This is a genomic window from Methylocystis sp. H62 (assembly GCF_015709515.1).
GTDB lineage: Bacteria > Pseudomonadota > Alphaproteobacteria > Rhizobiales > Beijerinckiaceae > Methylocystis.
This window is the reverse complement of the sequence record NZ_JADNQZ010000053.1, coordinates 127,561-154,385: the sequence shown is the minus strand read 5'-3', so window position 1 is coordinate 154,385 and position 26,825 is coordinate 127,561. Positions and strand designations below refer to the sequence as shown.

The following is a 26,825-nucleotide window of genomic DNA, read 5'->3' as shown; positions in this document are numbered from 1 at the left end:
CGTTTTGATGCTCGCTCGGCCTTTCCCCGCTTACTTCCGAGTTCGGGGGCCAGCGCCGACCAGAACTCCCGCATTTTCCCATCGAAGCCCGGACAATCCCGGTTAAGCCCGCCACTCTCATCTGATCTGTCGCGTTACACCACGGGGCTTGCGTCACCACGGTCGTAGCTCCGCAGCGGCGGCCTCATCCGCGCAGGTCGCGGAGCGGGAGCCTTTCCTTTGCCCGCGCGCCGTGCGACAAGCCGGCGGAGCCCCCGCGGTCGGCCGGCCCGCCGCAGGCCGTCCAGTTCGCCTTGCTCGTAGGGTCCGGGTCGCGCGCCCATGTCGGTCAGACATCCGATCATCTCCATCACCGGCTCGTCCGGCGCCGGCACCAGTTCGGTCAAGGCGACGTTCGAGCAGATTTTCCGCCGCGAGCGCATCGAGGTCGCCTATGTGGAGGGCGACAGCTTCCATCGCTACGATCGCGGGGAGATGAAGGCCAAGCTCACCGAGGCGCATGCGGTGGGCAATCAAAATTTCAGCCATTTCGGCCCTCACGCCAATCTACTGCCGGAGCTCGAGACGCTCTTTCGCGAGTATGGCGAGACAGGCTCCGGCCGCTACCGCCATTACGCGCATGATGAAAACGAGGCGGCGCGGCTCGGCGTGCCGCCTGGAACGTTCACCGACTGGGAAGAACTGCCGGCCGATACCGACGTGCTGTTCTATGAAGGGCTGCACGGCGCGGTCGTCACCGATGACGTCAATGTCGCGCGCTACGCGGATCTCAAGATCGGCGTCGTGCCGGTCATCAATCTGGAATGGACGCAGAAGCTGCATCGCGATCGGCATTCGCGCGGCTATACGACCGAGGCCGTCACCGAGACGATTCTGCGGCGCATGCATGACTACGTGCATTATATTTGTCCCCAGTTCTCGGAAACCGATATAAATTTTCAGCGCGCGCCGACGGTCGACACCTCCAATCCCTTCGTGGCGCGCTCGATTCCGACGCCCGATGAGTCGATCGTCGTCATTCGCTTTCGCGATCCGCGAGGGGTGGACTTCCCCTATCTTGTGTCGATGATCGCGGGGAGCTGGATGTCGCGCGCCAATTCCATCGTCATTCCAGGCAATAAGCTTGATCTCGCAATGCAGCTGATCCTTACTCCAAGGATCCTCGAACTGGTCAGACGCAGGAAAGGCGTGACGTGAACGACACTCTATTGACGGCGGCCAAGGAGACCTCCGCGGCGGCGGCGGGCGCAAAATCCGATCCGGCGCGCGACGCTAACGCCATCCGCGCCTTGGCGATGGATGCGGTCGAAAAGGCGAAATCCGGGCATCCCGGCATGCCGATGGGCATGGCCGACGTCGCGACCGTGCTTTTCCAGCGCTTCATGACGTTCGACGCCGCTCGGCCGGACTGGCCGGACCGCGACCGTTTCGTGCTGTCCGCCGGCCACGGGTCAATGCTGCTTTACGCGCTGCTTTATCTGCTCGGCTATCCGGGCATGGGCCGCAAGGAACTGGAAAACTTCCGCCAGCTCGGTTCTCCGACCGCGGGCCATCCCGAATATGGCCACGCCGCCGGCATCGAGACGACCACCGGTCCGCTGGGCCAGGGACTCGCGACCGCGGTCGGCATGGCGATCGCCGAGCGCCTCTCGGCGACGCGCTTCGGCGACGATCTCGTCGATCATTTCACCTATGTGATCGCCGGCGACGGCTGCCTGATGGAAGGCGTCAGCCATGAGGCGATCGACCTTGCCGGGCATCTGAAGCTCTCGAAGCTCATCCTCTTCTGGGACGACAATTCGATCTCCATCGACGGGCCGACGAGCCTCGCGACCTCGACGGACCAGATCGCGCGTTTCAAAGCCGCCGGCTGGCATGTGGCCCATGTCGACGGCCACGATCCCGAAGCGGTGGCGCAGGCGATCGCCGCGGCGCAGGCCGATCCCCGGCCTTCGCTCATCGGCTGCCGCACGCTGATCGGCTATGGCGCGCCGACCAAGCAGGGCAAGGAAAGCTGCCACGGATCGCCGCTCGGCGCGGCGGAGATCGACGGGGCGCGAGAGGCGCTCTCCTGGCCGCATGCGCCCTTCGAATTGCCCGACGACGTGCTGGAGGCCTGGCGCGCGGCCGGACGGCGCGGCGCAAAGGCGCGCGAAGCCTGGGAGGCGCGATGCGCCGCGTCGCCCAAAGGCGCCGCCTTCGACGCCTTTATGAAAGCCGACGTCGCCGCCGAGGTCGCTGGGCCGCTCGCCGAGTTCCGCGCCACGCTCGCCGCCGAAAAGCCGAAACTCGCCACGCGCAAATCCTCGGAATTGGCGCTCGGCGTCATCAACGCCGCGACGCAGGCGACGATCGGCGGCTCGGCGGATCTCACCCATTCGAACTTCACCATCACCAAGGGCATGGGCGAGGTCGCCCCGGACGATTTTTCCGGCCGCTACATCCATTACGGCGTGCGCGAATTCGGCATGGCGGCGGCGATGAATGGAATCGCCTTACATGGCGGCTTCGCGCCCTACGGCGGCACCTTTCTGGTGTTCTCCGACTATGCGCGGGGCGCGATCCGCCTCTCGGCGCTCATGGGCCTGCGCGTCATCTATGTGCTCACCCATGATTCGATCGGTCTTGGCGAGGACGGGCCGACGCATCAGCCGGTCGAACATCTGGCGGCGTTGCGCGCCATGCCGAACCTCAATGTGTTTCGCCCGGCCGACGCGATCGAGACCGCCGAATGCTGGGAGCTGGCGCTCGCCAGCCGTCACACGCCGTCGGTCTTGAGCCTGTCGCGACAGAACCTGCCGACGCTCGAGCGGCCCATCGCTGAAAACCTGTCCGCCAAGGGCGCCTATGTGCTGCGTGAAGCTGCCGGAAAGCGCGACGTCACGCTGCTCGCCACGGGCTCCGAGGTTGAAATCGCCCTCGCCGCCGCCGACATTCTGGACACGCAAGGCCTGAAGGCCGCCGTGGTCTCCATGCCTTGTTGGGAGCTGTTCGAGGCGCAGTCCGAGGCCTATCGCGCCGAAGTCCTGGGCGTCGCCCCGCGCGTTGCGGTCGAGGCGGCGGTTCGGCTCGGCTGGGACCGCTGGATCGGCGAGCGCGGCGCCTTCATCGGCATGAGCGGCTTTGGCGCCAGCGGGCCGGCCGGCGAGCTGTACAAGCATTTCGGGATAACGCCCGAGGCCGTTGCGGCGGCCGCCAAAGCGAATCTAGAAACCGCGCCGAAATAGAAGGGCGAAGGCGCCCGCGGCAAAGAGCCCCGCCAACTGGCGAGGCTCCGCCCGTCGAAGGCAGATCGCCTGCGGTCGGTCAGTATGACGCGAGGATCGGCGCCGGGCCCCAGTTGAAGTGGTAGTTTATCCCCGCGCGCACGATATTGCCGTTGAACCGGTCGGCCGACTGCGTCGCGGCGTAAAGGCCGATTCCCGGCGGGACGCGGATGAGCGCGAACGCATTCGTCACGCGGCCGAGATCGTAATAGAGATACTCGACTTTCGCGCTCCAGTTCGGCCAGAACATCCACTCGACGCCGCCGCCCGCGGTCCAGCCGACGCGCGTGTCGCTGGAGCTGCTCGCGCCGACGCCGAAGGGGGCGATCGTTGAAAACTGGAAGAGGCCGAGGTCGTTCCGAATCCCGCCATAGGCGAGACCGCCAGTGCCGTAGATCAACAGCGTGGGCGTGAAGAGAAAGCCGACTCTGCCGCGAACAGTTCCCAGATAATCAAGATTCCGACGCGCATCATAGGTGGTGAAGAATACCGTGGCTGCGAAGGGCACAGCCGTCAAAGCCGTCTGAGAGCCGCCGCTGGCGGCGACGCCTTGAATGTCGGCCTCCACGCCGACGAGAAAATTGCGCGCGAATTGCCAGTTGTAGCCCGCCTGCCCCCCGCCGATGAATCCATTGTTTTGCGCGGGCAGACCGGCGTTCGCGCTCAACGCCCAGGTGAAGATGCCGGCGCCAGGCAGCAGCGGAGCTGACGTCACCAAATTAGTGTTGTTGTTTGAGAAATTATAGCCGGCGTTGAGGCCGACATAGAAGCCGGTCCAGATGACGGGCGGCGGAACATAAACGGGCGGCGGCGCCTTCAGGGAGGGGAGGTCGGCGGCAAGCGCCGTTGCGGCCGACGCTGCGAGCGCGGCCGTTGCTAAAATGGATTTATTCATGACGTGGCCTCTCTATGCAGCAAACCTTTCCTTGAGTGTCGCCGCAGATTATGAAATCAGCTCCCCATACAAACGGATCACAAACAGCAGCGAAAAAAGACTTTTTGAGCGCCGCGCCCATATAGGAACCATCGACCATCATAAAGTTGCGCGGATTTTGACTGGACGTGATAAATCCGCAACAGCGCCGGCTCATCCAGAATCCGGTAACTGGGTAAAGCGATAGGCCATCCAACCGCGAAGCGACGGCGCGGGCGCGGAGGCGGCCAAAGCGGGAATAGAGGACGCGACAATGGCTCTGATCACCCTGCGGCAACTGCTCGATCACGCCGCCGAGCACGACTACGGCGTTCCGGCGTTCAATATCAACAATATGGAGCAGGGCCTCGCCGTGATGGAGGCGGCGGCGTCGGTCGACGCGCCGGTCATCATCCAGGCCTCGCGCGGCGCGCGCAGCTACGCCAACGACATCATGCTCGCCAAGATGATCGAGGCGCTCGCGGCGATCTGGCCGGACACGCCGCTCGTCATGCATCTCGACCACGGCAACGCCGAAGCGACCTGCGCCAGCGCCATCCGCTTCGGCTTCACCTCGGTGATGATGGACGGTTCGCTGAAGGCCGACGGCAAGACGCCCGCCGATTACGACTACAATGTGCGCGTCACCCGCAGCGTCGTCGACATGGCGCATTGGGTTGGGGCCTCAGTCGAAGGCGAACTCGGCGTGCTCGGTTCGCTCGAGAGCGGCACGGGCGAAAAGGAAGACGGGCACGGCGCCGAGGGCAAGCTCTCGCACGACCAGCTTCTGACCGATCCGGCGCAGGCCGAGGATTTCGTCGCCCGCACCAAGGTCGACGCGCTCGCGATCGCCATGGGCACCTCGCACGGCGCCTATAAATTCTCGCGCAAGCCCGACGGCGCCATCCTGGCGATGAAGGTCGTCGAGGAAATTCATCGCCGCCTGCCGAGCACGCATCTCGTGATGCATGGCTCGTCGTCGGTGCCGCAGGACTTGCAGGACGCCTTCAACGCCGCCGGCGGCGAGATGCCGCAGACCTGGGGCGTGCCGGTCGCCGAGATTCAGCGCGGCATCAAATATGGCGTGCGCAAGATCAACATCGACACCGACAACCGCATCGCCATGACCGCGGCGATCCGCGACGTTCTCGGCAAGAACAAGGGCGAGTTCGATCCGCGCAAATATTTGAAGCCGGCGATGGAGGCGATGCGCGCCGTCTGCAAGCAGCGCTACGAGGAGTTCGGCACGGCCGGCCAGGCCTCGAAGATCAAGCCGATCCCGCTCTCCGAAATGGCCAAGCGCTACGCCAGCGGCGCGCTCGATCCGCAGTTCGCCGGCAAGAAGGCGGCGGAGTAGCGTCATGACCGGCGTCGTCATCGCGCCCTCGATTCTCTCCGCCGACTTCGCGCGGCTGGGAGAGGAGACGCGGGCGATGGCCGACGCCGGCGCCGACTGGATTCATCTCGACGTGATGGACGGGCATTTCGTGCCCAACATCACCTTCGGGCCTGGCGTCATCGCCGCGCTGCGGCCGGTGACGAACCTGACGCTCGACGTGCATCTGATGATTTCGCCGGTCGACCCCTATATCGCCGCTTTCGCCGAAGCGGGCGCCGACGTCATCACCGTCCACGCCGAGAACGGTCCGCATCTGCATCGCTCGCTGCAGGCGATCCGGGCGCTCGGCAAGAAGGCCGGCGTGTCGCTCAATCCGGCGACGCATGAGAGCGCGCTGCAATATGTGCTCGACGATATCGATCTCATCCTGGTGATGAGCGTCAATCCTGGCTTCGGCGGCCAGAGCTTCATCCCCTCGCAGCTCGATAAAATCCGCGCCATCCGCGAGATGATCGGACGGCGCGCGATCCGCCTCGAGGTCGACGGCGGCGTGACGCCGCTGACGGCGCCGCAGATCGTCGAAGCCGGCGGCGACGTCCTCGTCGCGGGCTCGGCCGCTTTCCATGGCGGACAGGTCTGCTATGCCGACAATATTGCGGCGCTGCGGCGCGCTGCGGCGAGCGCCGGCGCGATCGTCGTGTGAGCGGCTTCGCCGTCCAGACCACGCCCCGACGCGCGAAGCGCGATCGGGAAACCAGAGCAAAACCAGCGCTCATGAATCGGCTCCGGATTCCCGGCCGGCCGGGCATGACTGGCCCAACGAACGGGTCGAGTCGAACGCGTGTGAGCGGCTTCGCCGCGCCGCGCGGCAGTTGATTGTCGCGGCCGGGCGCGCTATCGCCTCACCTGCGCATTGGGGCGTCGCCAAGTGGTAAGGCAGCGGATTTTGATTCCGCCATACGGAGGTTCGAATCCTCCCGCCCCAGCCAGCGCTAACTCACCTCGCTGTCCTTCAGCAGGCCGACGAGCGGATTTGCCGCCGGGGGCGCGATCCGCCGCAGCGTATTTGTGTCGTGGTGGTTGAACGGCGGCGTCTTACCGCGCAGGGCGAGATCCGTTCGCGTCACATAGGTCCAGCTGCCATCGTCGTTGAAGGCGATGTCGATGCGGTAATAGTCGGTGCGAAACGCCTCTTCCAGGAAGGTCGTCGAGCAAATGCCGAAGCGGGTATCGCCGCGCCGCGCTTCGACGGAAATGCGCGCGTCATCGGGTTTGGCCGTTCCGCCCGCCAGCACGACTTGTCCGCGCGGGATCGCGATGGTCTGCATGATCAGGCCCGTGGCCGGCTCCCAGAGCCAATACCCGACCTGGTCGTGAAAGGTGATCGCCTCCTCCGCGGTGTTGATATGGATGTGATAGCGCAAACCATAGAGGAGTTGCGGTCCGTTCGTCTGCGGGTCGATCGGATCCATCCTTATATGCTCGCGATACGCGCGTCTTTCCGGCCCTTCGGCCTTGGGATTGACGTCCACGCCCTGATCGGACTGCCACACGCCGGCCAAGCGGCGTAGCGGACCTAGATTGGCGAGCGTATCGGCGGAGAACTCAGGCTCGGTAAAAATATCTTCCGGAATGCTGCACACTTTTGTGTCCCTTCTCGCTCATCTGAGCGCTTGTGATTGAGGAACGTGCGCGGCCTGATTTCAAGCGTCAAATTTGCCCAATCTGCCGCCGACATCGTCGCAGCGGCTTTTTACTGAGACAGATCATCGATGCGGATCGACGCCGGCTTCGCGGACGCTCGGGCATGAATCGCGCCGCACGCACCGTGCGGGGGCGCACTGCGCCTTTCAATGAGACGCGCAATGATCCGAATGTTGCAAAGAACGCTTAGCTTTTCGAAGTGATCGGGGCCGGCCGGTGGGGCCGGCCCTTTTTTGCGCCGCTTGCTCCGCTTTTTCTGGGGTCTTGGCGGACGTAAACACGTATATTTCCGTCAGATATTTGCCTCGTGGCGGGGTGGCTGCTTGCTCCGTGAGAGCTGGTTTGCTAGGCGGAGCCGAACGTGCCTCTCGATTCTGTGCAGCGTGTCCCATGGACGTCAGCACCCTCACATCAGGCGTCTTATGCATCGGCGCCGCATTGCCCGATCCGCCGTTCGAATTCATGGAGGACGGGGAAGCTCGCGGCTTCGACATCGAGCTGATGCAGGCGGTCGCCGCCGAGCTCGGTCTCGCTTGGCGGCTCGCTCCTTATACGGGCGCGGATTTCAACGGCATCTTCGAGGGGCTCGCGCGCGGGACGTGGGATTGCGTCGCGTCCGGGGCGACGATCACGCCCGACCGGCTACGGCAGGCGTCGTTCTGCACGCCCTACGTCCGATCCGGCCAGAGTCTCGTTTGCAATGTCGAGGCGACGCCGAGCGTCAGGTCGATCGACGATTTGCGCGGCATGATCCTTGGCGTGCAGCAGGGCAATACCTCCGAGCCAGTGGCGCATCGCCTCAAGGATGAAGGCCGGATCGCCGAAATGCGCACCTATGCATATCACGACATCGGCGCGATGTTGGATGACCTGTCCGCCGGAAAGATCGGCGCGGTGATGAAGCTCGCCCCCGTGATGCGCTGGATGATCAGGAATCGTCCGCAATTGCGCATCGTGCAGGACGGGATCACCGATGAGAGGCTCGGCGTCGCAGTTCGCCTCGGCGACGACGCCTTGCGCACGGCGATAAACGACGCCCAAGCACGATTGCGCAAAAGCGGCGCGCTCCCCCAGTTGGTGAAGAAATGGCTCCAGACGTAATCCGCTGCATTCACCTGTATACGGGGAACGACGGCCGCTCCCACGTCGACCATATCGCGCTTCCGTTGGGAACCGTAACGCCAACGAAATTGGCGCATTTTGAGGAGACCGCGCCCGGCGCCTCGCGCGACTGGCACACCGCGCCATGCGAGCAATTCGTCGTCACGCTCTCCGGAACTTTGGAGTTCACCACACGCGATGGCGAGACGTTTGTGCTGCGCCCAGGCGACATACTGCTGGCGTCCGACACGGCGGGAAGCGGACATCGCTGGCGGCTCATCGACGATCAGTCGTGGCGACGCCTTTACGTCGAGCTGGCCGCTCCCTTATTTTCCGCGGGCGCCGGTCTCGAGACCTGATTTTGCGCGCACGCCAGCGGCCGCGCTGCGCCAACGTCGCTCCGCTCGCCGACCGCGGCGTCAAGGATCGAGACGGCTCACAAGGTCCTGGATCTGGCCCGCGAGGCGTTCGGCGACGCAGGCATAGCCGGCGTCGTTCATATGGAGACCGTCAGGCGCGAGCAGAGGCTCGACGCCGCCCCCCGGCGCCGCATCGAGCGTCTTCATCAAATGGTAGCGCGAAAAAAGGCAGATGTGCTCCTTCTCCGCGACGCGCTCCAACGTCTCGACGAAACGCTCGTAACGGGCGGGATCTTGGACCTTTTTGATGAATTGCGGATCGACGAGCAGCACGTCGCTCTTATGCCGCTCGATCGACAGGATGCCGCGTTCGACCACCGCTTCGAACTTCGGCTCGGAGACCGATGCGGTCAGCGCGTCATTGGTCCCGACCTGCCACAGCACGAGATCCGGCTTGATGCGGTCGAGTTCAGCGTTCAGGCGTTCAAGCGTACGGTCCGCCGTTTCGCCGGCTTTCCCGGCGTTGATGACCTCAACATTCGCGCCAGGAAATCTTTGCTCGAGCGCGAGCTCGAGTCGCGCGGGATAGGCGGCCGCCGGCGAAGAAGCGCCGACGCCTTGCGTCGATGACGAGCCGATCGCAAGCACATGGACGGGCATTTTCGCCCGCAATCGCGCGGCTGTGCGTCTCAGAGCGCCTCTCGCCGGCATGCGAACTGGAGTTGCCGCGCAACGACTGCGCGGAATCAGTTCGATCGCGAGGCCGGGCCAGGACGCGATGCAAGCGAAGCCGGTCAGCGCGTGAAGGAAAGCTCTTCGGCCTGGACGAAGTCCGCTGGCGCAGCGGTCGCCGCCAGAGGCGGTGTGCGATATCTGCATTCCAAGAAGCTCGCGAGTTTGTGGAGAGTCCAGAGTTCAGAAAGCGCAGAGAGGATATCGATCAAGGACCTGTTTCAAAGCGGTCGCTGACGACACGAGCAATCTTGCGAATAAAGCCCATGAGCTCGATCGGGACAAGCGCGGCCTGAGAGGAACCTCAGCCAAGGCGGGTGATTCCGGCATCTCGACAGGCGAAGACGATCTCAAGCCGATGCGTTGCGTTGCGACGTCATTTGCTCTCAAATCGCCGCCTGCACGCATAACGACGGATGGCCCGCATGTTGAAGGTTTTCTGCGCTCCCGCGAGATATGTTCAGGGTCGCGACGCCACGATGGCGCTCGCCTCCGAACTGGCGCGGCTCGGCATTGCGGGAAAGGCGCTGATCATCGCGAGTCCGACCGCGCGCAAGGCGTTGGAGCCGGTGTGGCGCGAGACGTTTCCAGCCGCCGGACTCGACTATGCGATTCTCGACTTCGGCGGGGAGTGCTCCTTTGCGGAGATTTCCCGCGGGAGGGAAGAGGCGCGCCGCGTCTCGGCCACGTCGATCGTCGGCGCCGGCGGCGGCAAGACGTTGGACGCCGCCCGCGCCGTCGCCGCGGAACTTGAGCTTCCCGTCGCCTGCTGTCCAACGACGGCGTCGAGCGACGCGCCCTGCAGCGCGCTTTCGGTCGTCTACAGCGAGGACGGGGTGTTCGAGAAATGCCTCTTTTACCGGCGCAACCCCGATCTTGTTCTTGTCGACAGCACGGTCATCGCGCGCGCGCCGGTGCGCCTGCTGATCTCGGGCATGGGCGATGCGCTCGCCACTTTTTTCGAAGCGGACGCCACGATCCGCGCGAATCGCAACAACGTCGCTGGCGGACTGAGCACAATCGCCGCGGCCACGATCGCCGAACTCTGTTACAAAACGCTGCTCAACGACGGGATAGCCGCCGTCGCCGCGGCGCGGGCAGGGGCGATCACGCCGGCGCTGGAACGCATCATCGAGGCGAACACGCTGCTCTCCGGCCTCGGGTTCGAGTCGGGCGGCCTTGCGGTGGCGCATTCGGTCCACAATGGGCTGACGGCCGCGCCGGAAACGCATGATCGGCTGCATGGCGAAAAGGTCGCCTTCGGCACGCTGGTGCAGCTCGCACTCGAAGGACGGACGCGTTCGACGGTCGACGAAGCGATGGGATTTTGTCTCTCGGTCGGCTTGCCTGTGACGCTTGCCGAACTCGGGCTCGCAAATCTGTCGCGCGAGACGGCGCGGGCGATCGCCGAGCGCGCCGTCGCCGTCGGCGAGAGCGCGCATAATGAACCCTTCGAGGTGACCGCCGCGACTCTCATGGACGCGATTTATGCCGCCGACTCCATGGCCGCCGCCTTCAAGGCGCGCGCTTCCTAGCAGGCAGGCTCCAGCGCGCGACTATTCCTTCACGGAAGATAGAATGGCGTCCGCGGCGCGCAGGGCGAGCGCGGCGATGGTGAGCGTCGGGTTGGCGGTTCCGCCGGTCGGGAAGACGGCCGCGCCGACCAGAAAAAGATTGCGGTGCGCGTGGGCGCGCAGGTTTTTGTCGACCACCGATGTCGCCGCGTCGTCGCCCATGCGCGCCGTGCCCATGATATGGCCGGCGCCTTGGGCGTCGTCCTTGTGCCAAAACGCCTCCACGCCGATCTTCGCAAACATGTCTTCATGCAGATGTTTGGCGTTGCCGAGCGCGCGTTCGGTGTAGCGGTCGAGTTGAAAGAAGATCGCTGGGCGCGGCAGACCGGTCTTTTCGATTTGCGCCCGATCGAGCGTCACCCGGTTGCTCGCCAGAGGGAGTTGCTCCGTCAATGCGGCCACGCGAATGTGACGCGACGTCTGCTCCCTGAGCGCGGCATCGAGCGCCTTTCCGCGCAGGCCGCTCAGCGCCAGTTCGCGCGCGGTCGATTCAGGCGCTCCCGTCGGCCAATTCCACCCTTCATTGCCAAATTCGAATCGCAAAGCCGAATTTGCGCCGCGGTCCTTCAGATCTCGATAATTCTCGATCCCCGATGTCGCCCCAGGTCCGCGATAAGGCCAGACAGGTTGGCGTGCGAGCGCCCAGCTGAGCTGGATCGGATGGTCCATCAGATTTCGGCCGAGCTGATCCGAGCGATTGGCGAGGCCGTCAGGAAAGGACTCGGAGGCCGAGGCCAGCAGGAGACGCGGCGTCTCGACGCCGTTGCCGGCGACGCAGACGACGCGCGCGAACACGCGTCCGGTCGCGCCATCCGATCGTATGAACCTGACCGCTTCGACGCGCCCGTCCGGGCGGCATTCGATGAAATTGGCGCAGGTCTCCGTCAGCAGCCTCGCGCCGAGAGATTGCGCGCGCGCGACGTGAATGGTCGCGTCATATTTCGCTTGGATCGGACAGATGGGAATGCAGCTGGCGCTGCCGTGACAGGCCGGTCGATCGCCGGACGCCTTCGAGAGGCGCGCCTGCGGTGTCGGACGGACCTTATAGTCGGACGCCTGCAACGCGTTGCGCCATGCGCGATCGAGGAAGCTCTGTGCGATCGGTGGAAAGGGGTAGGGCGAGGAGCGTGGCGAGCCAAGATCGTCGTCATTGTCTCCGGCGACTTCGAGCTCCTGTTCCGCCTGGCAATACCATGGCTCGAGATCGGCGTATGAGATCGGCCAATCAACGCCGAGCCCGAAGCGCGATTTCATTTCGAAATCGTCGGGAACCAGTCGAATGGCTGTGCCCAGCCAGTGCCACGTCGTGCCGCCGACCTGGCGCAAATAGGTCGAGTTGAATGGGCGAGGCCCTTTCTGCGCGTAGAACGCATAGGGCTTGTCGGTTTCGGGATGCGGCGCGAACGCGGCCTGCGCATAGGCTGACTCGGGAGTCTTTGCAGAAGCGCTCTGGTATCGCCTCACTGAGGCGGCGCGGTCCACGCGAGGGCCGGCCTCCATAATGATGACGTTCGCGCCTTTGCGCGCGACGCGAGAGGCGACCAACGCGCCGGCGACGCCAGAGCCTATGACCAATACGTCGGCATGAAGATCCATATGGAACGCCTCACTCCTTGGTCGGTGCAAGCGCCCAACTCGCGGCTTCGCCGGGAACGCCGCCTGGCCGCGCAAATCCCATCGCGTCCCACATCAGCGCGCCCGTGTAATCGACGCAAATCATGCGTCCAGAGTCGACGGTTTGACCGGAATACCAGTCCGCCACAATTCTTCGCGCAAGACCCTCCGAGTCTTTATCTTGTCGAGGGTCCATGCTGCTCAATGCGCCGCGATCGAGTCCAAGACTCTGCAGATAAATCCGAGCCGAATCGACCGAAAGACGCGAGCGTCCCGTCAGCTCGGCGCTGAGGCGAAGAAAATCGCCGAGATCGGAGGTCTCGGCCAAACCGGGCCGATCTGCAATGCAGGGCGTGAGCGCGCCGAGCGCGCAGCCGATCAGAAGCTTCCGACGCGAGACGTCACGATCCTTTGCGCGCACTTGCATTCTTGCATCCTGAAAAGTTCCGGGCCTGGCCAGCTTTTCAGCGCGCCGATGCGACCGTCTCGTCGAACGCCTTGATCGCTTCCTGCGACAGTGAAGACGTTAGCAAGTCTTCGAGCACGGACGGCGGCGCCGTGATGTCGTGACTATATCGAAGTCCAACTTCTACGGTCTGTCGATCGGGAAAACTCGCAAGCAGCAAAGTCCGTTCGGCGCTCTTGACGATCGCGGCGACGCTTTCGAGCTGCTTCTCCCAATCTCTTTCACGCCGCATGAGCCTTCCGAGATATACCGCGACGCCGTCCGCGCCCGCCTCCATCGCGACATAGGCCTGCGCCGCCGTGAACACCGCTGTCGCCAGAGACGCGCAGCCTGTGTCTTTCAGCGCCCGGCAGCACGCGAGGCTCGGCGCCGTCGGCGCAAGTTTGATCCAAAGTTTTTTTTCGCGGGCAGTCTTCAGGTCGTCGAGATAGCATGTCGCTTGCCTCAGCGCGTCGTCTGCGCTTCCGACCGCCTGAATCATCAGCTGCCGAATGGAGCCGACGTCGGCGGACATTCCGCAGAGCTTGCGCGCCGCGGCGACGTACTCATCCAACGACAACGCTTCCGCGCCGGCGGCGCGGGCGATCAACGCCGGATTGGTGGTGAATCCCTGCACGCCCGGAAATTTCAGCGCGTCCCGGATCGCGTCTTGATCCGCCGTATCGACGAGAAGCATCGCGTCTCACTTTGTTGTGGTCGAGGCCGGGTTCACGCTGGCTTTTTCCTTGCGCTCAACACGACGCTTTTCGGATTGGCGAGAATGGCGTCCCAGAAGTTCTGTCCGTAACGCTCAATTCCTTCCTTAGACACGGCGAACGGCGTCCATTGCGCGTCAGCAAACCCTGCCTGCGCCAGCGCGTCTTCGTAGGCGCGACGGCTCCATTGGGTGAATTCGATCCAGAATTTGTCTTCGCCGACAAACGTCATCCGAACGCGCAGGCGCATGGGACCTTCCCCGATTTCTTCGAGAAAGAATCCATACGGGAGCGTATCATCTCGACCGTTGACGAAGTCCGGATTGGGCACGACGGCGACCAATCTGCCGTCGGGAATCACATTCGCCGCTACAGATCTGAACATTCGCGCAAGCGTCTGCTCGTCCTCGGCATAATTGAACAGAAAGGCGGCGGTCGCGACGTCGAACGCCCCCAAGACCGCCGTCGCTGCGGCGTCGCCGACCTCGTAGGCGACGCCAAGTGGATTTTGGCTCTCTTCATGTCGGGCGACGTCAATCATCGCGGGCGACAGATCCACGCCGAGCACATTCTTTGCGCCAAGTCTTTTGAGAAGCCGGGAATAATGGCCAGTGCCGCATGCGTAGTCGATGGCGCTCGCGCCTGAAAGATCGCCGAGAACCGATTGGACGGTTGGCGTTTCAAGGAAATTCGTATGGTCATCCTTCCGCGCCGCCGAATATTGCCGGCTGATTGTTCGATATTGGTCGCTCATGCGCATGTCCCGGAAAGTCGCTGCTAGATCACGCTGCATTTGGGCGGCATCGCCCAAACGCAGATCACGTGATCGATTCCCAAAGTTTAGAGCGCGCTCTACGCGAAAAACCGGTTCCCACTTTTTCGCAGCGCGCTCTAGGCTTCAAGATTTGGAACTTATTCCTTCAGCTCGACAGTGACCATGGGTTCGCCAAGGAACGCTGCCGCGACGGCCTCTTGAGGCGATCTGGCGAGGCCTGCGCTTGCGAGCTGATCACTTCGTGTTCCAACCCTATCTTTCTTAGGACGCTACCGCGTCAGCGACGCTGTTAGGCTCGCGCCAAGTGGGGAGATCGGTATGGAGAGAACCGGACGCGCCGGCGCAGCGTGGTGGTGACGCCAGGTGGCGGTCGCCCGAAAAGCTCTGCTCGCCGGCGTCGGGGGCGCCCTCGTTCTCGCTTTGGCCGTCCTGTTTTTCGCGTGGTCGGGTCTCTACAACGTCGCGGCTAGCCAGCCTCATTGGGCGCTCACGCGCTGGTTCCTGGACTTTGGTTTGCGGCGTTCCGTTGCGACGCACAGCGCCTCCATCACGCCGCCGAAGCTCGATGATAAAAATCTGGTGATCCTCGGCGCCGGCCATTTCGACGCAGGCTGCGCGCCTTGCCATGGCGCCCCTGGAGGCCACAGTGATCCGATCGTCGATCGCATGCTCCCAGCGCCGCCCGAACTCAACCGCGCCGCATCCAACTGGTCGACAGAGCAGCTGTTCTGGATCGTCAAGCATGGCCTGAAGTTTACTGGAATGCCGGCGTGGGTCGCGCAGCAGCGCGACGACGAAGTGTGGGCCGTTGTCGCTTTTCTGCGCGCCCTTCCGCAGATGAGCGCGAGCCAATATCGGCTGTTCGCCATCGGCGACCCTGAGCCCCGGCCGAATGATGGCGCTGAGATCGCCCGGAACGGCATGACGATGGAGGCGCTGACCCGATGCGTGCGCTGCCATCGTGGCGATGCGCGGCCCAGAAGCGCGCTCGTGCCCCGCCTCGCCGGACAGTCGCAGGCCTATGTTGAACGTGCGCTACGCGATTTCGCCAGCGGGTCGAGGCTGAGCGGAATCATGGAGCCGATCGCCGTGGCGCTGGACGCCGCCGCGATCACGGCGCTGAGCGCCTATTACGCGGGCGCGCCGAACCCGGCGCCGAGCGCGCCGCCGATAGAGTCCAACGCCGATCAGATTGCGCGCGGCAAAGACATCGCGACAAAGGGCGTCGCGGAGTCGGGCGTCCCGCCCTGTCTGGTTTGCCATGGCGACGCACGCGCGCCGTCCTTTCCCAAGCTCGACGGCCAATACGCGCCCTATATCGTCGGCCAGATCGACCTGTGGAAACGCGGGCTGCGCACGAAGTCGGGATATGGAGCGATCATGGGGACGATCGCTTCGCGTCTGACCGACGAGCAGGCGCGAGACGTCGCCGCCTATTTCGCGAGCGTCGCGGCGCCAACCGCGCAAAAGCTGAAGCCGCCCATCCCGCCGTCTCGCCATGGAGGCCGCCGTGCGCGATAGACAGCGATTCTTGCGCATCGCGCGCGCCGCTTCAGCGTGCCTGGTGCTTGCGGGATGCGAGGGCGTTCAATCCACGCTCGCGCCGACCGGACCACAGGCGCAACATATTGCGCAGCTCTTCTGGGTCATGGTCGCGGGAAGCGGCGCGATCATGCTCATGGTCGCTCTCCTGACGGCGATCGCACTATTTGCGCCGGCGCGCCGCCGGGCGTTCCTGGCCGGCGATACGGTCGTGCTTGCCGGCGGGCTGATCTTCCCCGTCGTCACGCTCTCCGCGCTCCTCGTTTACGGACTGGTTATGCTCGGCGCGGGGCCGGGAAGGATGGCCGCGAGCCCGGTTGGAATAGAAGTGGCGGGCGAACGCTGGTGGTGGCGCGTCGTCTATCGGGACGCCGGCGCCGCGGTGGAGAGCGCCAATGAGTTGCGCATTCCGCTCGGCCGCGCGGTCGAGATCGAACTCTCCAGCGATAACGTCATTCATAGTTTCTGGGCGCCGAGATTGGCCGGCAAGCTCGATATGATTCCCGGCCGCAAGACCGTGCTGACGCTGAGCGCCGAGACAGCTGGCGTGAGCAGGGGCCAATGCGCGGAATATTGCGGTGGGGCGCATGCGCTGATGGCGTTCAACGTCGTGGCGATGCCGCCGAATGAATATGACGAATGGCGATTGCGGGAGTTTCAGCCTGCGCAGGAGCCCACAACGCAGCAGACGCGAGCGGGCAAGGCGCTGTTTCTTTCGCACGGCTGCGGCGCGTGCCACACAATCCGTGGGACGCCTGCGGCAGGCCGGCTCGGACCCGATCTTACGCATCTGGGCGGCAGGATCTCGATCGGCGCCGCGATCCTTGCGACGAACGAAGCCTCCATCGCGCAATGGATCAAGCACAATCAAGACATCAAGCCCGGCAATCTGATGCCGGCCTTTGACATCTTCAGCGAAAGCGAACTGCTCGCCCTGTCGCGCTATCTCGCGAGCCTGCGTTGAAGCTGCGCCGCCGACCGGGCGCGCTGTTCACATGCCCTGGACGACGGGTTCGCCGGCGCTGAGCCAGGCGAGGATGCCGCCGCCAAAATGCGTGTTGGCGTCGCGACGTCCCAGGAGCCGCGCCTGTTCCATCGCCGACACCGAGCGCTTGCCGGAGCGGCAATAGATGATCACTTGCTGGCCCTCGCCGGCGACCGGCAGCTGGCTCGGATCGAATTTCGACAGCGGATTGAAGATCGCGCCGGCGATGTGGCCCGCCGCATATTCGTCAGCCTCTCGCACGTCGACAAGCAAGACCCGTCCTGTTGCAAGTCCTGACTTCAATTCCTCCAGACTGATGTCATTGAACTGATTGCCTGCGCTCATGACGTTTAACCCCCTCCGATATGGCCGGCGTAAGATGCCTAGGCGCGGCCCAACCGAAATCCTTGTGGCCAACTTGTTAGTTTGCGGTCTGACGACGCGCAATATCTATACCATGTTTAGGGAGCCATTTGTTTCCTCGACTCTTCAGCGCAGAAACGATCCGGTTGGGCGGCGCGCCGCTCCGCCGGGCCAGACGCCACACGAAAAAGCCTGACGTTGAAATGTTGCGCATGGCGGGCATTTTAGGTCGCCGAGACTCAATCGTCTCCATTGCCCCTATGCACGGGAAACACGGATCATGAGCATGCAACGCCGCGCCTTTCTTCTTGGAGCGTCGACTCTCGCGGCCGGCGCAGCCGCGACCGCTTCGCCGACGGCGAGCGAGACGAGTTCGCCGGCCGCGGCGGACGACGGCAGCGCGCTGCTGCTGCCTGAGGGCGGCCAGAGCCTCTTTGCGCGCGTCAATGGCGTCAAGCTGCATCACGTGCGCGTCGGCGCCGGCCCGAGCGTGATCTTGCTTCATGGCTGGCCGCAGACCTGGTTCGCCTGGCGCAACACGATGGCGCGCCTCTGCTCGCGCTTCACGCTGATCGCACCCGATCTGCGCGGCCTCGGCTTGTCCGAACGGACCGTCGGGGGATATGACAAGCAGACCATCGCGGGCGACGTCCGAGCGCTCATTGACCAGGCGGCCGGGGGGCGCGCCCATGTCGTCGGCCACGATATGGGCGGCAAAGCCGCCTTCATGCTCGCCCATCTTCACCCTGATCACGTCGAAAAGCTCGTTCTGGCGGATTGTCTGATTCCGGGCACGGAGAACATGGACGCGTTGCGCGGCGGCGCCTGGCATTACGGATTTCACATGGCGCCAGATTTTCCGGAAATGCTGACCAAGGGGCGTGAGCGCGATTATATCGCGGCGCAGATCCGCGCCTGGTCCCACAAGAAGGACGCGGTCCCAGACGCCGCGATCGCGGAGTTCGCCAAACATTACGTCTCAGAGGGCGGCATGACGGCTGGATTCAACTATTACCGGGCGCTCAAAGAGGACGCCGCCGCAGCCGCATCCTTGAAGGGCCGCAAGCTCGACATGCCGGTGTTGGCGATCGCAGGGCGACACGGCGTTGGCGAAAGACTCGCGGACGCGCTCCGACCGCAGGCGATGAATTTAAGGTCGGTGATCGTGGACGACAGCGGCCACTTCGTCGCCGACGAAGCGCCAGAGCAATTTTGCGCGCAGATTGAGGGATTCCTGTCCGCTTAACGCCATTGCGGGATATCCCGAACGGCTCCGTAGCGCTCTGCGCGACTGGGTTAACCCGTGTTCCGCAAGCCCGCCGCAATGCCGTTGATCGACATCAAGATCCCTTCGCGAATGTCGTCGCCGCGCTCGCCTGCGCGATGGCGGCGGATCAATTCGACCTGAAGATAGTTGAGCGGTGCGATATAGGGGAAGCGGTGCCTCAGCGAGCGTGCGAGCGTCGGATTGTCGGCAAGCCGCTCCTTGGAGCCGAGAAGTTTTTCGAGCGCGTCATTCGCGCGCGCATGCTCCGCCTCGATCATGCCGAATATGCGCGTGGCAAGCGCCTTGTCCTCGACGAGTCCGGCGTAATGATGCGCGATCGACATGTCGGTCTTGGAGAGGATCATGTCGATGTTTGACAGCAGCGCGCGAAAGAACGGCCACTCTTCGCTCATTCGGCGCAGAAGCGCGAGCCGCGCTTTCTCGTCCTCTTCGATGAAATGCGCGATCGCCGAACCAAAGCCGTACCAGCCCGGCAGCGCGACGCGCGCCTGCGCCCAGGAAAAGCTCCACGGGATAGCGCGCAGATCCTCGATGCGGCGCGACGGTTTGCGCGAGGCCGGACGCGAGCCGATGTTGAGCGAGGCTATTTCCGAAATCGGCGTCGAGGAAAAGAAGAAATCGACGAAGCCTTCGGTCCCGTAGACAAGGCCGCGATAGGCGGCCATGCCGGCCTGCGACAGTTGTTCAGCTGCTTCCAAGAACTCCGGCGCCGGAGTCTTGTGCGCGGAGAGCAGCGTCGCTTCGAGCGTCGCCGCGACGAGCAGTTCGAGATTGACGTGGCCGATCTGCGGATTGGCGTATTTCGCCGCGATGACTTCGCCCTGCTCGGTGAGGCGGATCTGCCCGTTCACCGTGCCGGGCGGCTGCGCGAGAATGGCGTCGTAGCTCGGCCCGCCGCCGCGTCCGACGGTTCCGCCGCGTCCGTGGAAAAGCCGCAGGGCGACGTTCGGCAGTGGGCCGAAAAATTCCGCAAGCGCGGTCGAGGCGCGGTAGAGCTCCCAGATGCTGGTTAGGATGCCGCCGTCCTTATTGGAGTCGGAGTAGCCGAGCATGACGTCCTGCTGCCCGCCGGAATTGACGACGAGCTTGAGGATGCCGGGCAGAGCGTAAAAATCCTGCATGATCGGCGCGGCGTTGCGCAAATCCTCGATCGTCTCAAAAAGCGGCGCGATGATGAGATCGGCGACGACGCGCTGAGCGTCGCGCGGATCGAGCGTGCCGCGCATCAAGCCGCATTCCTTCTGCAGCAGCAGCGCTTCGAGAAGGTCGCTGACCGTTTCAGTGTGGCTGATGATGTAATGGCGTATCGCTTCATCGCCATAGAGCCGTCGCATCTCGAGCGCGCGTTCCATGATCGTCAATTCGCTCGTGGCGCGGTCGCTGTATGTCGCGCCCGGCAGGCGCACCGGCCGCGGATCGTTGAGCAGCCTCAGCAGCAGCTGCTGTTTTTCGTCTTCCGGGAGCGCGGCGTAATCGTCGACGACGCGGGCGACTTTGAGGAGCTCGGCGATCGTCTCCTCGTGCCGGTCGGAGCTTTGCCGCAAATCGAGCGTCGCAAGGTGAAAGCCGAAGACTTCGACGGCGCGGATTAGCGGCTCGAGCCGCTGCGTGGCGATGACCTCGCTGTGATGCACGCGCAGCGATTCATCGACCGTGACGAGATCGGCGAGCAGCGCCCATGAATTGGCGTAGGGCTCGCCCGGCGCCACCGCGTGGCGCGCCGCCTGGCCGCCGGTCAGCTTCTCCAGCGTGCCGGCGAGGCGGGAATAGACGCCGATGAGGGCGCGACGATAGGGCTCGTCGTCACGATGCGGATTGTCGTCGCCCGAGCGCGCCGCAAGCGCTTCGAGCGCCTTGCTGCAGCCGGCGTAACGCCGCGAAATTGAGAGCTCGGCGCCGAGCTCATGCACTTCGACGAGATAGAAGCGCAGCGCCGTTTCGCATTGCATGCGCATGGCGGTCGAGAGCGACTCCGCCGTGACGTTCGGATTGCCGTCGCGGTCGCCGCCGACCCAGGCGCCCATGCGCAGGAACGGCGGCACCCGCAGTCCGTCGAGACGCTGTTCGATGTCGGCGTAAAGGCGCGGGATCTCGCGCAAAAAGGTGCTGCGATAATAGCTCAGCGTATTCTCGATTTCGTCGCGCACGGTCAAGCGCGAATGACGCAACAGCTCGGTCTGCCAGAGCTGGGAGACGCGGGCGCGAAGCTGCATCTCGTTTTGCGCGCGCTCGGCCTTGCCGCGCATATGGTCGCGCGCGGCGAGCAGTTTGAAGATCGCGTGTTCGGCGTCGAGCAGGCTCTTGCGGCGCACTTCCGTCGGATGCGCGGTCAGCACCGGCGAAATCCAGCCGCGCGCCAGCGCCTGGGCGATCTTGCCGGCGCCGACGGCGGCCTTGCGCAGACGCGCGAAGGTCGTGGCGAGGCTCGGCGCGCCGGTGAAAGCGCCGCTCGCCTGGGCGCGGGCGCGCTGCTGCAGCGGATGCAAATCTTCGGCGATATTCGCAAGATGCGAGAAATAGCTGAAGGCGCGGATGACGGTGCGCGCCTCTTCGGCCGTCAGCGCGCGCAGCAGCGCGTCGAGATTCCTGTCGGCCTCGGCGTCCCCGTTGCGGCTGGCGGCGACGGAGAGCCGCCGGATCGTCTCGATGCGCTCGAAGGCCGTGGCGCCCTCATGTTCGCGAACGGCGTCGCCGAGCAGGCGCCCGAGAAGGCGGATGTCGTCGATGAGGGATTCGTCGCCCTTCAGGGCTTCGGGATCGGCGCCCGCCGCAGCGGTCGTAACGAGCTTTTCCTGCGCCTGCGCTTCAAGCTGCATACTATCGCGCCCTTTGAAACTTTCCGCGCCTCATGGCGCCTCTAAGGCAGCTATAGCAGGCTTCGGACGCCTTTTCGACGCGTCCGCCATTCGGCGCGTTTTTCGACCCTCGCGCGCGGCTTCTAAAAGCCGAAGAAATCCGGCTCTTCGCCGTGATATTTACGAAAATCGGTGGGAGAGAGCTGCTTTCGGCACGGTCGAGACAGGTACGGCATATACCGCTTGAGGCAATTTTCCATCTCGAAAATGAAGACGGTGTTGCCGCCGCAGAAGCGGTAAGCGTCGGAGGCGCAGGCGTCCTGCTCGTCCGCCATATCGTCGGCCGTGCTACCTGCCCAGGTGTTCACGGCGAGCGCAGGCGTAGCGCCGCTGATCGCGCATAGCAGCGCAATTAATATGATTTTTTGCACGGGAGCCTCGCCGTCAACGGTGACCGCAATTTCCAGCGCCGAAACTGCGTCAAGCGGGACAGTTTGACAAGAGCGGATGCGCTTGCCGTAGCGCCCGAGACCGCGGCACTTGTTCGAGGCGGCTCTGCCGCTTATAGACGTCGGCGACGATGCGATCCGCCTAATCTCCGCAATTTGCGGCGCGAATGGTCAAAGCCATGCTCGATACAACCGAAATTCTTATCTTCGCCGGGGTCGGCCTGGTCTTTGCGTTGGGCCTTCTCGCATTCTGCAGATGGTCGGGCGCGGCCGTCCAGCGGATCGCCGCCTATGCGCTGATCGCGCTGTGCTTCCTCTACGTCGGCTTCGCCTTTCGCGCTGAAGAGTCCGGCCCCTGGGTCGGCGTCGAAATGACCGGCGTCGCCGTTTTCGGCACGCTCGCCGGCATGTCGATCATCGGCTCGCCGTGGTGGGTCGTCGCGGGCTTCGCGCTGCATCCGCTCTATGCGATTTACTTTCACTATATCGGCGCCGCCTCGCAGTTCGCCCCCGCGCCCTTCGTCGTCGCCAATGCAGCCTTCGACGTCGCGATGGCGCTTTTCGTCGCTTATGCGGCTCTGCGCGGCAGGCGCAAGAGCGTGACGCGCGCCGAAGACACGTCCGAGAAGGAGGCGCCGCAGCGCAGACTCGCCGCGCGCTCCCAGCATCGTTCGCAAAGCCGCGACGCCGGAGGTCCGGCGTGAACGCTTCCGCGGACTTCTCCTTACGCTACGACTGGGGCGTCGAAGAGATCGTCGCCATTCATGATCAGCCGCTGCTCGATCTCGTCGCGCAGGCGAACGCCGTTCATCGCCGCTTTCACGACGTCAATGACGTGCAGAAGGCGGCGCTGCTGTCGATCAAGACCGGCGGCTGTCCGGAAGACTGCTCCTATTGCCCGCAATCGGCGCATCATCGTGAAGTGAAGCTCGACCGCGTCGATCTCCTGGAGACGGCGGAGGTCCTCGGCGCCGCAAAGACCGCCAGAGAGGCCGGCGCCGATCGCTTCTGCATGGGCGCCGCCTGGCGTTCAGCGCCCGAGGGCAAGCGCTTCGACGCCGTGCTGGACATGGTGCGCGGCGTGCGCGCGCTCGGCATGGAGGCCTGCGTCACGCTCGGCATGATCAACGAGTCGCAAGCGAAGCGCCTCGTCGACGCCGGACTCACCGCCTACAACCATAATCTCGACACCGGCCCGGAATTCTACAACGAGATCATCACCACCCGCACCTATCAGGACCGACTCGACACGCTCAAGGCCGTGCGCGGCGCGGGGCTGGAGATGTGCTGCGGCGGCATTATCGGCATGGGCGAAAGCGTGAAAGACCGCGCCGGCATGTTGCAGACGCTGGCGTCTTTCGATCCGCATCCGGAAAGCGTGCCGATCAACGCGCTGGTCGCCGTCGAGGGCACGCCGCTCGCCGGGCGCGCGCAGATCGACCCGCTCGATCTCGTGCGCATGATCGCGACGACGCGCATCGTGATGCCGAAGGCGCGGGTGCGGCTATCGGCCGGCCGCTCGTCGCTGTCGCGCGAAGCGCAAATTCTCTGCCTCGTCGCCGGCGCCAATTCGATCTTCTACGGCGAGAAGCTGCTGACGACGGGCAACGCCGGCGTCAATGAAGACGATGCGCTCTTCGCCGCGCTTGCCTCAAGATAAAAGATCCTCGGACCTTGGCCCGCCCAGCGCCCGCAACTTCAGCGTGTGGTATATTGCTCTCATAAATGATTCTTTGATGGAGCGGCACCATGACTTGCGTTGAATCTCGCACTGGTCGCTGGTCACCAGAAGTGGTCCGTCACGTTCTAACGTTGTTTGTGTTCATCGGGGCGTTAACGCTGGTATTGCCCTCGGTCGCCACGTTCGGCCAGTCGTTCAAATACGGATTTGTTCAAGGCGGCTTTGGAACCGGCCCGTATGGCGTTGGCGGCTATTCGGTTTCGGTGGACCGCCATGAATTCCGATTTGCTTGGAATAAGAGTTCCCCAAAGCTTGTTATCTATTGGGCTGACCGGCTCGTTGGCATTGGACTAGAATAAGCAACGTAATCGCATTTGAACCAGGAAATCTCCTCCTGCAGAGGCAGAATTAATTTCGTTGCAACTTCTTACGCGTTGTTGGTCGGGCCGAAGATCGCCTCGAAATTCCTGCGCAGCGCGGCGTCGACGGCAGGCATGTCCGCCGCCACGCCGAGGTCCGCGACGCTCGTAACGCCAAGATGGGCGTCGCGCACGCCGCAGGGCGCGATGCCGGAAAAATGCGTCAGATCCGGCGCGACATTGAGCGCGATCCCGTGGAAGCTCACCCATTGCCGCAGCCGCACGCCGATGGCGGCGATCTTGTCTTCCGCCATTTCGCCGCCCCGTCCTTTGGCCTTCTCGGGCCGCGCGACCCAGACGCCGACGCGCCCGGCGCGCCGCTCCCCCGTGACGCCGAAATCGGCGAGCGTCGCGATGATCCATGATTCAAGCGCGCAGACGAAGGCGCGCACGTCGCGTTGGCGTCGCGAAAGATCGAGCATGACGTAAGCGACGCGCTGCTTGGGCCCATGGTAGGTGAACTGCCCGCCGCGTCCGGTGCGATGGACGGGAAAGCGCGCCTCGAGCAGATCCTGTTCTTTCGCCGAGGAGCCGCCGGTATAGATCGGCGGATGCTGCAGCAGCCACACGCATTCGCGCGCCTCGCCGGAAGCGATCGCCGCGGCGCGCGCCTCCATAAAAGCCACCGCCGCCTCATAGGGGACGAGATCGTCGCTGAGGCGCCATTCGACCGGCGGCGCGCCTGTGGGCGCGCGCATCGACGTCTCAGCGGCGGGCGCAGGAGGGCAGGCGGCTAGGTTCATCGCTCACTCGATCTCGCTTTGGCCGAGTGGTAGATATATATAACATGTTGGTAGAAAGGTTCAGGCATGGCCCTCAACATCAAAAACGCCGAAACCGAGCGACTGATCGATGAATTGGCGCGCGTGTCAGGCGAAAGCAAGACTGCAGCGGTGATGATCGCGGTGCGCGAGCGCCTCGCCCAGTTGCGCGCGAAGGAAACCGCGCCGCTCGCAGAGAGGCTGGTCGCCATCGGCAAAGAGTGCGCGGCGCGTCTCGATCAAAAGACACGATCTCTCGATCACGATGCGCTGCTCTACGATCGGCGCGGCCTGCCCAAGTGATTCTCGACACCTCCGCGCTGATTGCGATTTTGCGCGCCGAGCCGGAGGCGCTGGCTTTCGCGCAAGCCATCGCAGCCGCAAAGATTCGCCGCGTCTCCGCCGCCAGCTATGTCGAAACCGCCGCCGTCATCGACTCGGCCGGCGACGCCGTGGCGAGCCGCCGGCTGGATGAGCTTCTCGAAGAAGCCGGCGTCGTCATAGAGCCGGTGACGGCGGAACAGGCGCGACTCGCCCGCGCCGCCTATCGCGATTTCGGCAAGGGCCGCGGCCACAGGGCGAAATTGAATATGGGCGATTGCTTTTCCTATGCGCTGGCGAAGGCCTGTCGCGAGCCGTTGCTCTACAAAGGCGACGACTTCACCCATACGGATGTGCGAAGCGCCTTGTGACGGACAGCAGCCGCTTGTCATCTGGGAGCCGATTTGTTAGACGCAGCGCGCCGGCGCTTCGCGTTAAGCGGAGCGTCCTTGCGGCCGTGGCGGAATTGGTAGACGCGCTAGCTTGAGGTGCTAGTTGGGCAACCAGTGGAGGTTCGAGTCCTCTCGGCCGCACCAAGGTTAGCGCCATAAAAGCGCCCCGCGCCCCCCGGCCGATTGCGGCGCCGCAGCGGGCAAACATCAGCCACATTCCCCATTGCAATATGGTTGCGCTGGCGCTTGGTCAGTGCAAGCCGCCTGCTCGATCTTCGCAAATGAGCGCGCCGCGCGCCTTGTGCGCAGACGCGAGGCGTTCGACGCCGCTCTTTTGGTTCGACGGCGCCCGGAGAGGGAAGCATGGCTGTGTCGTTAAGAGACCGCAGGCCGCCGCCAAAGGCCGACACTATCGAGACGCGCGCCCGCTACGCCTGGCGGGATATCGAAGGCGATAGGCGCGCGGCGTCGCCGCGGCCGGCGGGTTCGCGCCAGTCCTACGCAACGGCGTCCGATCGCAACTTCGAAAGGGTCGAGCGCTTCTTCTACATTGGCGCCGCCGCGCTTGTCGTCGTCGGCACCGCGATCGTCGTCGGCTCCGCGTTTTGGGGAGAGCTTCCACAGAATGTCGATCCCGCGGATTCGATGACGCCTCAAAAAATAGCGCCTCCCGCGCCGCGCGGGGGGCCGAGCCAAGCGGGTTCGGGGGCGCCGGCCGCCAATCTGCGATCGCAGGAACCGCCGCCCTCGATCATCGCCGGACCGGTAGGGCCGACAGCGACGCCAGAACGCGCCGCGTCGGCGCAGGACGGCGCGGAACCGGCGCCGGGCGCCCAAGCGTCGAACACTCTCGCGTCATCCATCGCCAACCTCGAACTCGAGCCGGAATTTCTCAGCGACGGCATCGCGGGAAAGCGCAGATCGGCGCGCCGCACGGCGGACGATGAGGCGTCGGCGACGGCGAACGTCGCGGCTGAACAGGAGCCGCCAGCGTCCGAAGCGCGAACCGGCAAATGCTACGTCAGAATTTCGGGGCGCGTGGTCAATAGCGGCGTCTGTCAGATCTCGCGAAAAGGCGGCGCGGTGATCTTCCAATATTCCGGTCAGACGCTGACGCTTTCCCCGGCCAGGGGAAAAAGCTGGTCTGCGGCGCTTGGCGGCAAAAATCTCGGAAATGTTTACAAGAGCGGCTCCTGCTGGGGTTCAAAGAGCACGTATATCTGCGATCGCGGCTAAGCGGCGCGGACGTCATAAGACACGCAGCGCGTCCGATCACATAATCGCTCTGTGA

The 26,825-nt window shown here is 64.2% G+C and carries 28 protein-coding genes and 2 tRNA genes; 19 read left to right on the top strand and 11 right to left on the bottom strand.

The annotated features are described in order from the left end of the window. Positions 1–321 precede the first annotated feature (321 nt). The gene (locus IYY11_RS11605) at positions 322–1,197 is read left to right on the top strand and encodes a phosphoribulokinase (protein ID WP_124737180.1); all 876 of its coding nucleotides are present in this window, start codon (positions 322–324) and stop codon (positions 1,195–1,197) included. Next, the gene (gene tkt, locus IYY11_RS11600) at positions 1,194–3,227 is read left to right on the top strand and encodes a transketolase (protein WP_312029722.1); all 2,034 of its coding nucleotides are present in this window, start codon (positions 1,194–1,196) and stop codon (positions 3,225–3,227) included. Before IYY11_RS11605 ends, tkt begins: the two co-directional genes overlap by 4 nt. A gap of 79 nt (positions 3,228–3,306) precedes the next feature. Here the strand turns inward: tkt and IYY11_RS11595 are convergent, their stop codons facing one another. Beyond that, a complete protein-coding gene (locus IYY11_RS11595; protein ID WP_196403998.1) occupies positions 3,307–4,161 on the bottom strand; it encodes an outer membrane protein in 855 nt (284 codons plus the stop codon). Between IYY11_RS11595 and IYY11_RS11590 the strand changes: the two genes are divergently transcribed. From IYY11_RS11590 to IYY11_RS11575, 4 genes are all read left to right on the top strand, one after another. After that, the gene (locus tag IYY11_RS11590) at positions 4,160–4,387 is read left to right on the top strand and encodes a hypothetical protein (protein WP_196403997.1); all 228 of its coding nucleotides are present in this window, start codon (positions 4,160–4,162) and stop codon (positions 4,385–4,387) included. The genes IYY11_RS11595 and IYY11_RS11590 overlap by 2 nt on opposite strands. Before the next feature lie 66 nt (positions 4,388–4,453). Continuing rightward, positions 4,454–5,536 (top strand): class II fructose-bisphosphate aldolase, encoded by a 1,083-nt coding sequence (gene fba / locus IYY11_RS11585; RefSeq protein ID WP_196403996.1) that lies wholly within the window; start codon positions 4,454–4,456, stop codon positions 5,534–5,536. A 4-nt stretch (positions 5,537–5,540) separates the two neighbouring features. After that, positions 5,541–6,221, top strand: a complete 681-nt coding sequence (gene rpe / locus IYY11_RS11580) for a ribulose-phosphate 3-epimerase (RefSeq protein WP_196403995.1) — start codon at positions 5,541–5,543, stop codon at positions 6,219–6,221. 211 nt (positions 6,222–6,432) lie between these two features. Beyond that, positions 6,433–6,507, top strand: a tRNA-Gln gene (locus IYY11_RS11575). Positions 6,508–6,510: 3 nt separating this feature from the next. Here the strand turns inward: IYY11_RS11575 and IYY11_RS11570 are convergent. Next, entirely contained in the window at positions 6,511–7,161 is a 651-nt protein-coding gene (locus IYY11_RS11570) for a heme-binding beta-barrel domain-containing protein (protein WP_196403994.1), read from the bottom strand. Positions 7,162–7,612: 451 nt separating this feature from the next. On the opposite strand from IYY11_RS11570, the gene IYY11_RS11565 reads away from it, so the two are divergent. Both IYY11_RS11565 and IYY11_RS11560 read left to right on the top strand, forming a co-directional pair. Continuing rightward, the gene (locus IYY11_RS11565) at positions 7,613–8,323 is read left to right on the top strand and encodes an ABC transporter substrate-binding protein (protein WP_196403993.1); all 711 of its coding nucleotides are present in this window, start codon (positions 7,613–7,615) and stop codon (positions 8,321–8,323) included. After that, positions 8,308–8,682, top strand: a complete 375-nt coding sequence (locus IYY11_RS11560) for a cupin domain-containing protein (protein WP_196403992.1) — start codon at positions 8,308–8,310, stop codon at positions 8,680–8,682. The genes IYY11_RS11565 and IYY11_RS11560 overlap by 16 nt, the downstream gene beginning before the upstream one ends. Positions 8,683–8,742: 60 nt before the next feature. Here IYY11_RS11560 and IYY11_RS11555 read toward each other — a convergent pair whose 3' ends face one another. Then, positions 8,743–9,342, bottom strand: a complete 600-nt coding sequence (locus IYY11_RS11555; RefSeq protein WP_196403991.1) for an SGNH/GDSL hydrolase family protein — start codon at positions 9,340–9,342, stop codon at positions 8,743–8,745. A 497-nt stretch (positions 9,343–9,839) separates the two neighbouring features. On the opposite strand from IYY11_RS11555, the gene IYY11_RS11550 reads away from it, so the two are divergent. Next, positions 9,840–10,949, top strand: coding sequence for a glycerol dehydrogenase (locus IYY11_RS11550; protein WP_196403990.1), 1,110 nt, complete (start codon positions 9,840–9,842; stop codon positions 10,947–10,949). 21 nt (positions 10,950–10,970) lie between these two features. Here IYY11_RS11550 and IYY11_RS11545 read toward each other — a convergent pair whose 3' ends face one another. From IYY11_RS11545 to IYY11_RS11530, 4 genes are read right to left on the bottom strand one after another with little or no spacing between them, the layout of a single operon-like run. Then, positions 10,971–12,584 (bottom strand): GMC oxidoreductase, encoded by a 1,614-nt coding sequence (locus tag IYY11_RS11545; RefSeq protein ID WP_196403989.1) that lies wholly within the window; start codon positions 12,582–12,584, stop codon positions 10,971–10,973. A 10-nt stretch (positions 12,585–12,594) separates the two neighbouring features. Beyond that, the gene (locus tag IYY11_RS11540; RefSeq protein WP_196403988.1) at positions 12,595–13,029 is read right to left on the bottom strand and encodes a hypothetical protein; all 435 of its coding nucleotides are present in this window, start codon (positions 13,027–13,029) and stop codon (positions 12,595–12,597) included. A 37-nt stretch (positions 13,030–13,066) separates the two neighbouring features. Continuing rightward, entirely contained in the window at positions 13,067–13,744 is a 678-nt protein-coding gene (locus IYY11_RS11535; protein WP_196403987.1) for a transaldolase family protein, read from the bottom strand. 32 nt (positions 13,745–13,776) lie between these two features. Then, positions 13,777–14,517 (bottom strand): bifunctional 2-polyprenyl-6-hydroxyphenol methylase/3-demethylubiquinol 3-O-methyltransferase UbiG, encoded by a 741-nt coding sequence (locus IYY11_RS11530; RefSeq protein WP_246719873.1) that lies wholly within the window; start codon positions 14,515–14,517, stop codon positions 13,777–13,779. Positions 14,518–14,901: 384 nt separating this feature from the next. On the opposite strand from IYY11_RS11530, the gene IYY11_RS11525 reads away from it, so the two are divergent. Beyond that, entirely contained in the window at positions 14,902–16,059 is a 1,158-nt protein-coding gene (locus tag IYY11_RS11525; RefSeq protein ID WP_196403986.1) for a c-type cytochrome, read from the top strand. Then, the gene (locus tag IYY11_RS11520; RefSeq protein WP_409455246.1) at positions 16,037–17,044 is read left to right on the top strand and encodes a c-type cytochrome; all 1,008 of its coding nucleotides are present in this window, start codon (positions 16,037–16,039) and stop codon (positions 17,042–17,044) included. Before IYY11_RS11525 ends, IYY11_RS11520 begins: the two co-directional genes overlap by 23 nt. Before the next feature lie 27 nt (positions 17,045–17,071). Here the strand turns inward: IYY11_RS11520 and IYY11_RS11515 are convergent, their stop codons facing one another. Next, positions 17,072–17,410: a rhodanese-like domain-containing protein gene (locus IYY11_RS11515; RefSeq protein ID WP_196403985.1), complete on the bottom strand. Its 339-nt coding sequence runs from the start codon at positions 17,408–17,410 to the stop codon at positions 17,072–17,074. Between the two features lie 298 nt (positions 17,411–17,708). Here IYY11_RS11515 and IYY11_RS11510 point away from each other — a divergent pair, with 298 nt between their 5' ends. Then, positions 17,709–18,674, top strand: a complete 966-nt coding sequence (locus IYY11_RS11510) for an alpha/beta fold hydrolase (protein ID WP_196403984.1) — start codon at positions 17,709–17,711, stop codon at positions 18,672–18,674. Between the two features lie 50 nt (positions 18,675–18,724). Here the strand turns inward: IYY11_RS11510 and ppc are convergent, their stop codons facing one another. Together ppc and IYY11_RS11500 are read right to left on the bottom strand one after the other, a co-directional pair. Next, on the bottom strand, positions 18,725–21,532 hold the full coding sequence (gene ppc, locus IYY11_RS11505; RefSeq protein WP_196403983.1) for a phosphoenolpyruvate carboxylase: 2,808 nt from the start codon (positions 21,530–21,532) through the stop codon (positions 18,725–18,727). A 122-nt stretch (positions 21,533–21,654) separates the two neighbouring features. Next, positions 21,655–21,942, bottom strand: coding sequence for a hypothetical protein (locus IYY11_RS11500; protein WP_196403982.1), 288 nt, complete (start codon positions 21,940–21,942; stop codon positions 21,655–21,657). 185 nt (positions 21,943–22,127) lie between these two features. On the opposite strand from IYY11_RS11500, the gene IYY11_RS11495 reads away from it, so the two are divergent. The 3 genes from IYY11_RS11495 to IYY11_RS11485 all read left to right on the top strand — a co-directional run bounded on the left by IYY11_RS11495 (position 22,128) and on the right by IYY11_RS11485 (position 24,000). Further along, entirely contained in the window at positions 22,128–22,664 is a 537-nt protein-coding gene (locus IYY11_RS11495; RefSeq protein WP_196403981.1) for a PTS sugar transporter subunit IIA, read from the top strand. Beyond that, positions 22,661–23,620 carry a biotin synthase BioB gene (bioB, locus tag IYY11_RS11490; protein ID WP_196403980.1) on the top strand — a complete coding sequence of 320 codons (960 nt, stop codon included), beginning with the start codon at positions 22,661–22,663 and terminating at the stop codon, positions 23,618–23,620. The genes IYY11_RS11495 and bioB overlap by 4 nt, the downstream gene beginning before the upstream one ends. A gap of 89 nt (positions 23,621–23,709) precedes the next feature. Then, positions 23,710–24,000 (top strand): hypothetical protein, encoded by a 291-nt coding sequence (locus IYY11_RS11485; protein ID WP_196403979.1) that lies wholly within the window; start codon positions 23,710–23,712, stop codon positions 23,998–24,000. Positions 24,001–24,068: 68 nt separating this feature from the next. On the opposite strand, the gene lipB is transcribed toward IYY11_RS11485, so the two are convergent. Continuing rightward, a complete protein-coding gene (gene lipB / locus IYY11_RS11480; protein ID WP_196403978.1) occupies positions 24,069–24,803 on the bottom strand; it encodes a lipoyl(octanoyl) transferase LipB in 735 nt (244 codons plus the stop codon). Between the two features lie 66 nt (positions 24,804–24,869). On the opposite strand from lipB, the gene IYY11_RS11475 reads away from it, so the two are divergent. The 4 genes from IYY11_RS11475 (at position 24,870) to IYY11_RS11460 (ending at position 26,770) form a co-directional block, all read left to right on the top strand. Continuing rightward, a complete protein-coding gene (locus tag IYY11_RS11475) occupies positions 24,870–25,124 on the top strand; it encodes a type II toxin-antitoxin system VapB family antitoxin (protein WP_196403977.1) in 255 nt (84 codons plus the stop codon). Continuing rightward, entirely contained in the window at positions 25,121–25,513 is a 393-nt protein-coding gene (locus IYY11_RS11470; protein WP_196403976.1) for a type II toxin-antitoxin system VapC family toxin, read from the top strand. Before IYY11_RS11475 ends, IYY11_RS11470 begins: the two co-directional genes overlap by 4 nt. A gap of 80 nt (positions 25,514–25,593) precedes the next feature. After that, positions 25,594–25,678, top strand: a tRNA-Leu gene (locus IYY11_RS11465). 219 nt (positions 25,679–25,897) lie between these two features. Beyond that, positions 25,898–26,770: a hypothetical protein gene (locus tag IYY11_RS11460; RefSeq protein ID WP_196403975.1), complete on the top strand. Its 873-nt coding sequence runs from the start codon at positions 25,898–25,900 to the stop codon at positions 26,768–26,770. Positions 26,771–26,825: the final 55 nt, after the last annotated feature.

Excerpts from the sequence above, each read along its gene's own strand:
- IYY11_RS11545 (WP_196403989.1), bottom strand. The coding sequence starts at position 12,584 with ATGGATCTTCATGCCGACGTATTGGTCATAGGCTCTGGCGTCGCCGGC.
- IYY11_RS11605 (WP_124737180.1), top strand. The coding sequence starts at position 322 with ATGTCGGTCAGACATCCGATCATCTCCATCACCGGCTCGTCCGGCGCC.
- IYY11_RS11540 (WP_196403988.1), bottom strand. The coding sequence starts at position 13,029 with ATGCAAGTGCGCGCAAAGGATCGTGACGTCTCGCGTCGGAAGCTTCTG.
- IYY11_RS11520 (WP_409455246.1), top strand. The coding sequence starts at position 16,037 with ATGGAGGCCGCCGTGCGCGATAGACAGCGATTCTTGCGCATCGCGCGC.
- IYY11_RS11590 (WP_196403997.1), top strand. The coding sequence starts at position 4,160 with ATGACGTGGCCTCTCTATGCAGCAAACCTTTCCTTGAGTGTCGCCGCA.
- lipB (WP_196403978.1), bottom strand. The coding sequence starts at position 24,803 with ATGAACCTAGCCGCCTGCCCTCCTGCGCCCGCCGCTGAGACGTCGATG.
- IYY11_RS11550 (WP_196403990.1), top strand. The coding sequence starts at position 9,840 with ATGTTGAAGGTTTTCTGCGCTCCCGCGAGATATGTTCAGGGTCGCGAC.
- IYY11_RS11530 (WP_246719873.1), bottom strand. The coding sequence starts at position 14,517 with ATGAGCGACCAATATCGAACAATCAGCCGGCAATATTCGGCGGCGCGG.
- fba (WP_196403996.1), top strand. The coding sequence starts at position 4,454 with ATGGCTCTGATCACCCTGCGGCAACTGCTCGATCACGCCGCCGAGCAC.
- rpe (WP_196403995.1), top strand. The coding sequence starts at position 5,541 with ATGACCGGCGTCGTCATCGCGCCCTCGATTCTCTCCGCCGACTTCGCG.
- IYY11_RS11560 (WP_196403992.1), top strand. The coding sequence starts at position 8,308 with ATGGCTCCAGACGTAATCCGCTGCATTCACCTGTATACGGGGAACGAC.
- IYY11_RS11535 (WP_196403987.1), bottom strand. The coding sequence starts at position 13,744 with ATGCTTCTCGTCGATACGGCGGATCAAGACGCGATCCGGGACGCGCTG.
- IYY11_RS11515 (WP_196403985.1), bottom strand. The coding sequence starts at position 17,410 with ATGAGCGCAGGCAATCAGTTCAATGACATCAGTCTGGAGGAATTGAAG.
- ppc (WP_196403983.1), bottom strand. The coding sequence starts at position 21,532 with ATGCAGCTTGAAGCGCAGGCGCAGGAAAAGCTCGTTACGACCGCTGCG.
- IYY11_RS11595 (WP_196403998.1), bottom strand. The coding sequence starts at position 4,161 with ATGAATAAATCCATTTTAGCAACGGCCGCGCTCGCAGCGTCGGCCGCA.
- IYY11_RS11555 (WP_196403991.1), bottom strand. The coding sequence starts at position 9,342 with ATGCCCGTCCATGTGCTTGCGATCGGCTCGTCATCGACGCAAGGCGTC.
- IYY11_RS11510 (WP_196403984.1), top strand. The coding sequence starts at position 17,709 with ATGAGCATGCAACGCCGCGCCTTTCTTCTTGGAGCGTCGACTCTCGCG.
- IYY11_RS11565 (WP_196403993.1), top strand. The coding sequence starts at position 7,613 with ATGGACGTCAGCACCCTCACATCAGGCGTCTTATGCATCGGCGCCGCA.
- IYY11_RS11495 (WP_196403981.1), top strand. The coding sequence starts at position 22,128 with ATGGTCAAAGCCATGCTCGATACAACCGAAATTCTTATCTTCGCCGGG.
- IYY11_RS11475 (WP_196403977.1), top strand. The coding sequence starts at position 24,870 with ATGGCCCTCAACATCAAAAACGCCGAAACCGAGCGACTGATCGATGAA.
- IYY11_RS11485 (WP_196403979.1), top strand. The coding sequence starts at position 23,710 with ATGACTTGCGTTGAATCTCGCACTGGTCGCTGGTCACCAGAAGTGGTC.
- IYY11_RS11460 (WP_196403975.1), top strand. The coding sequence starts at position 25,898 with ATGGCTGTGTCGTTAAGAGACCGCAGGCCGCCGCCAAAGGCCGACACT.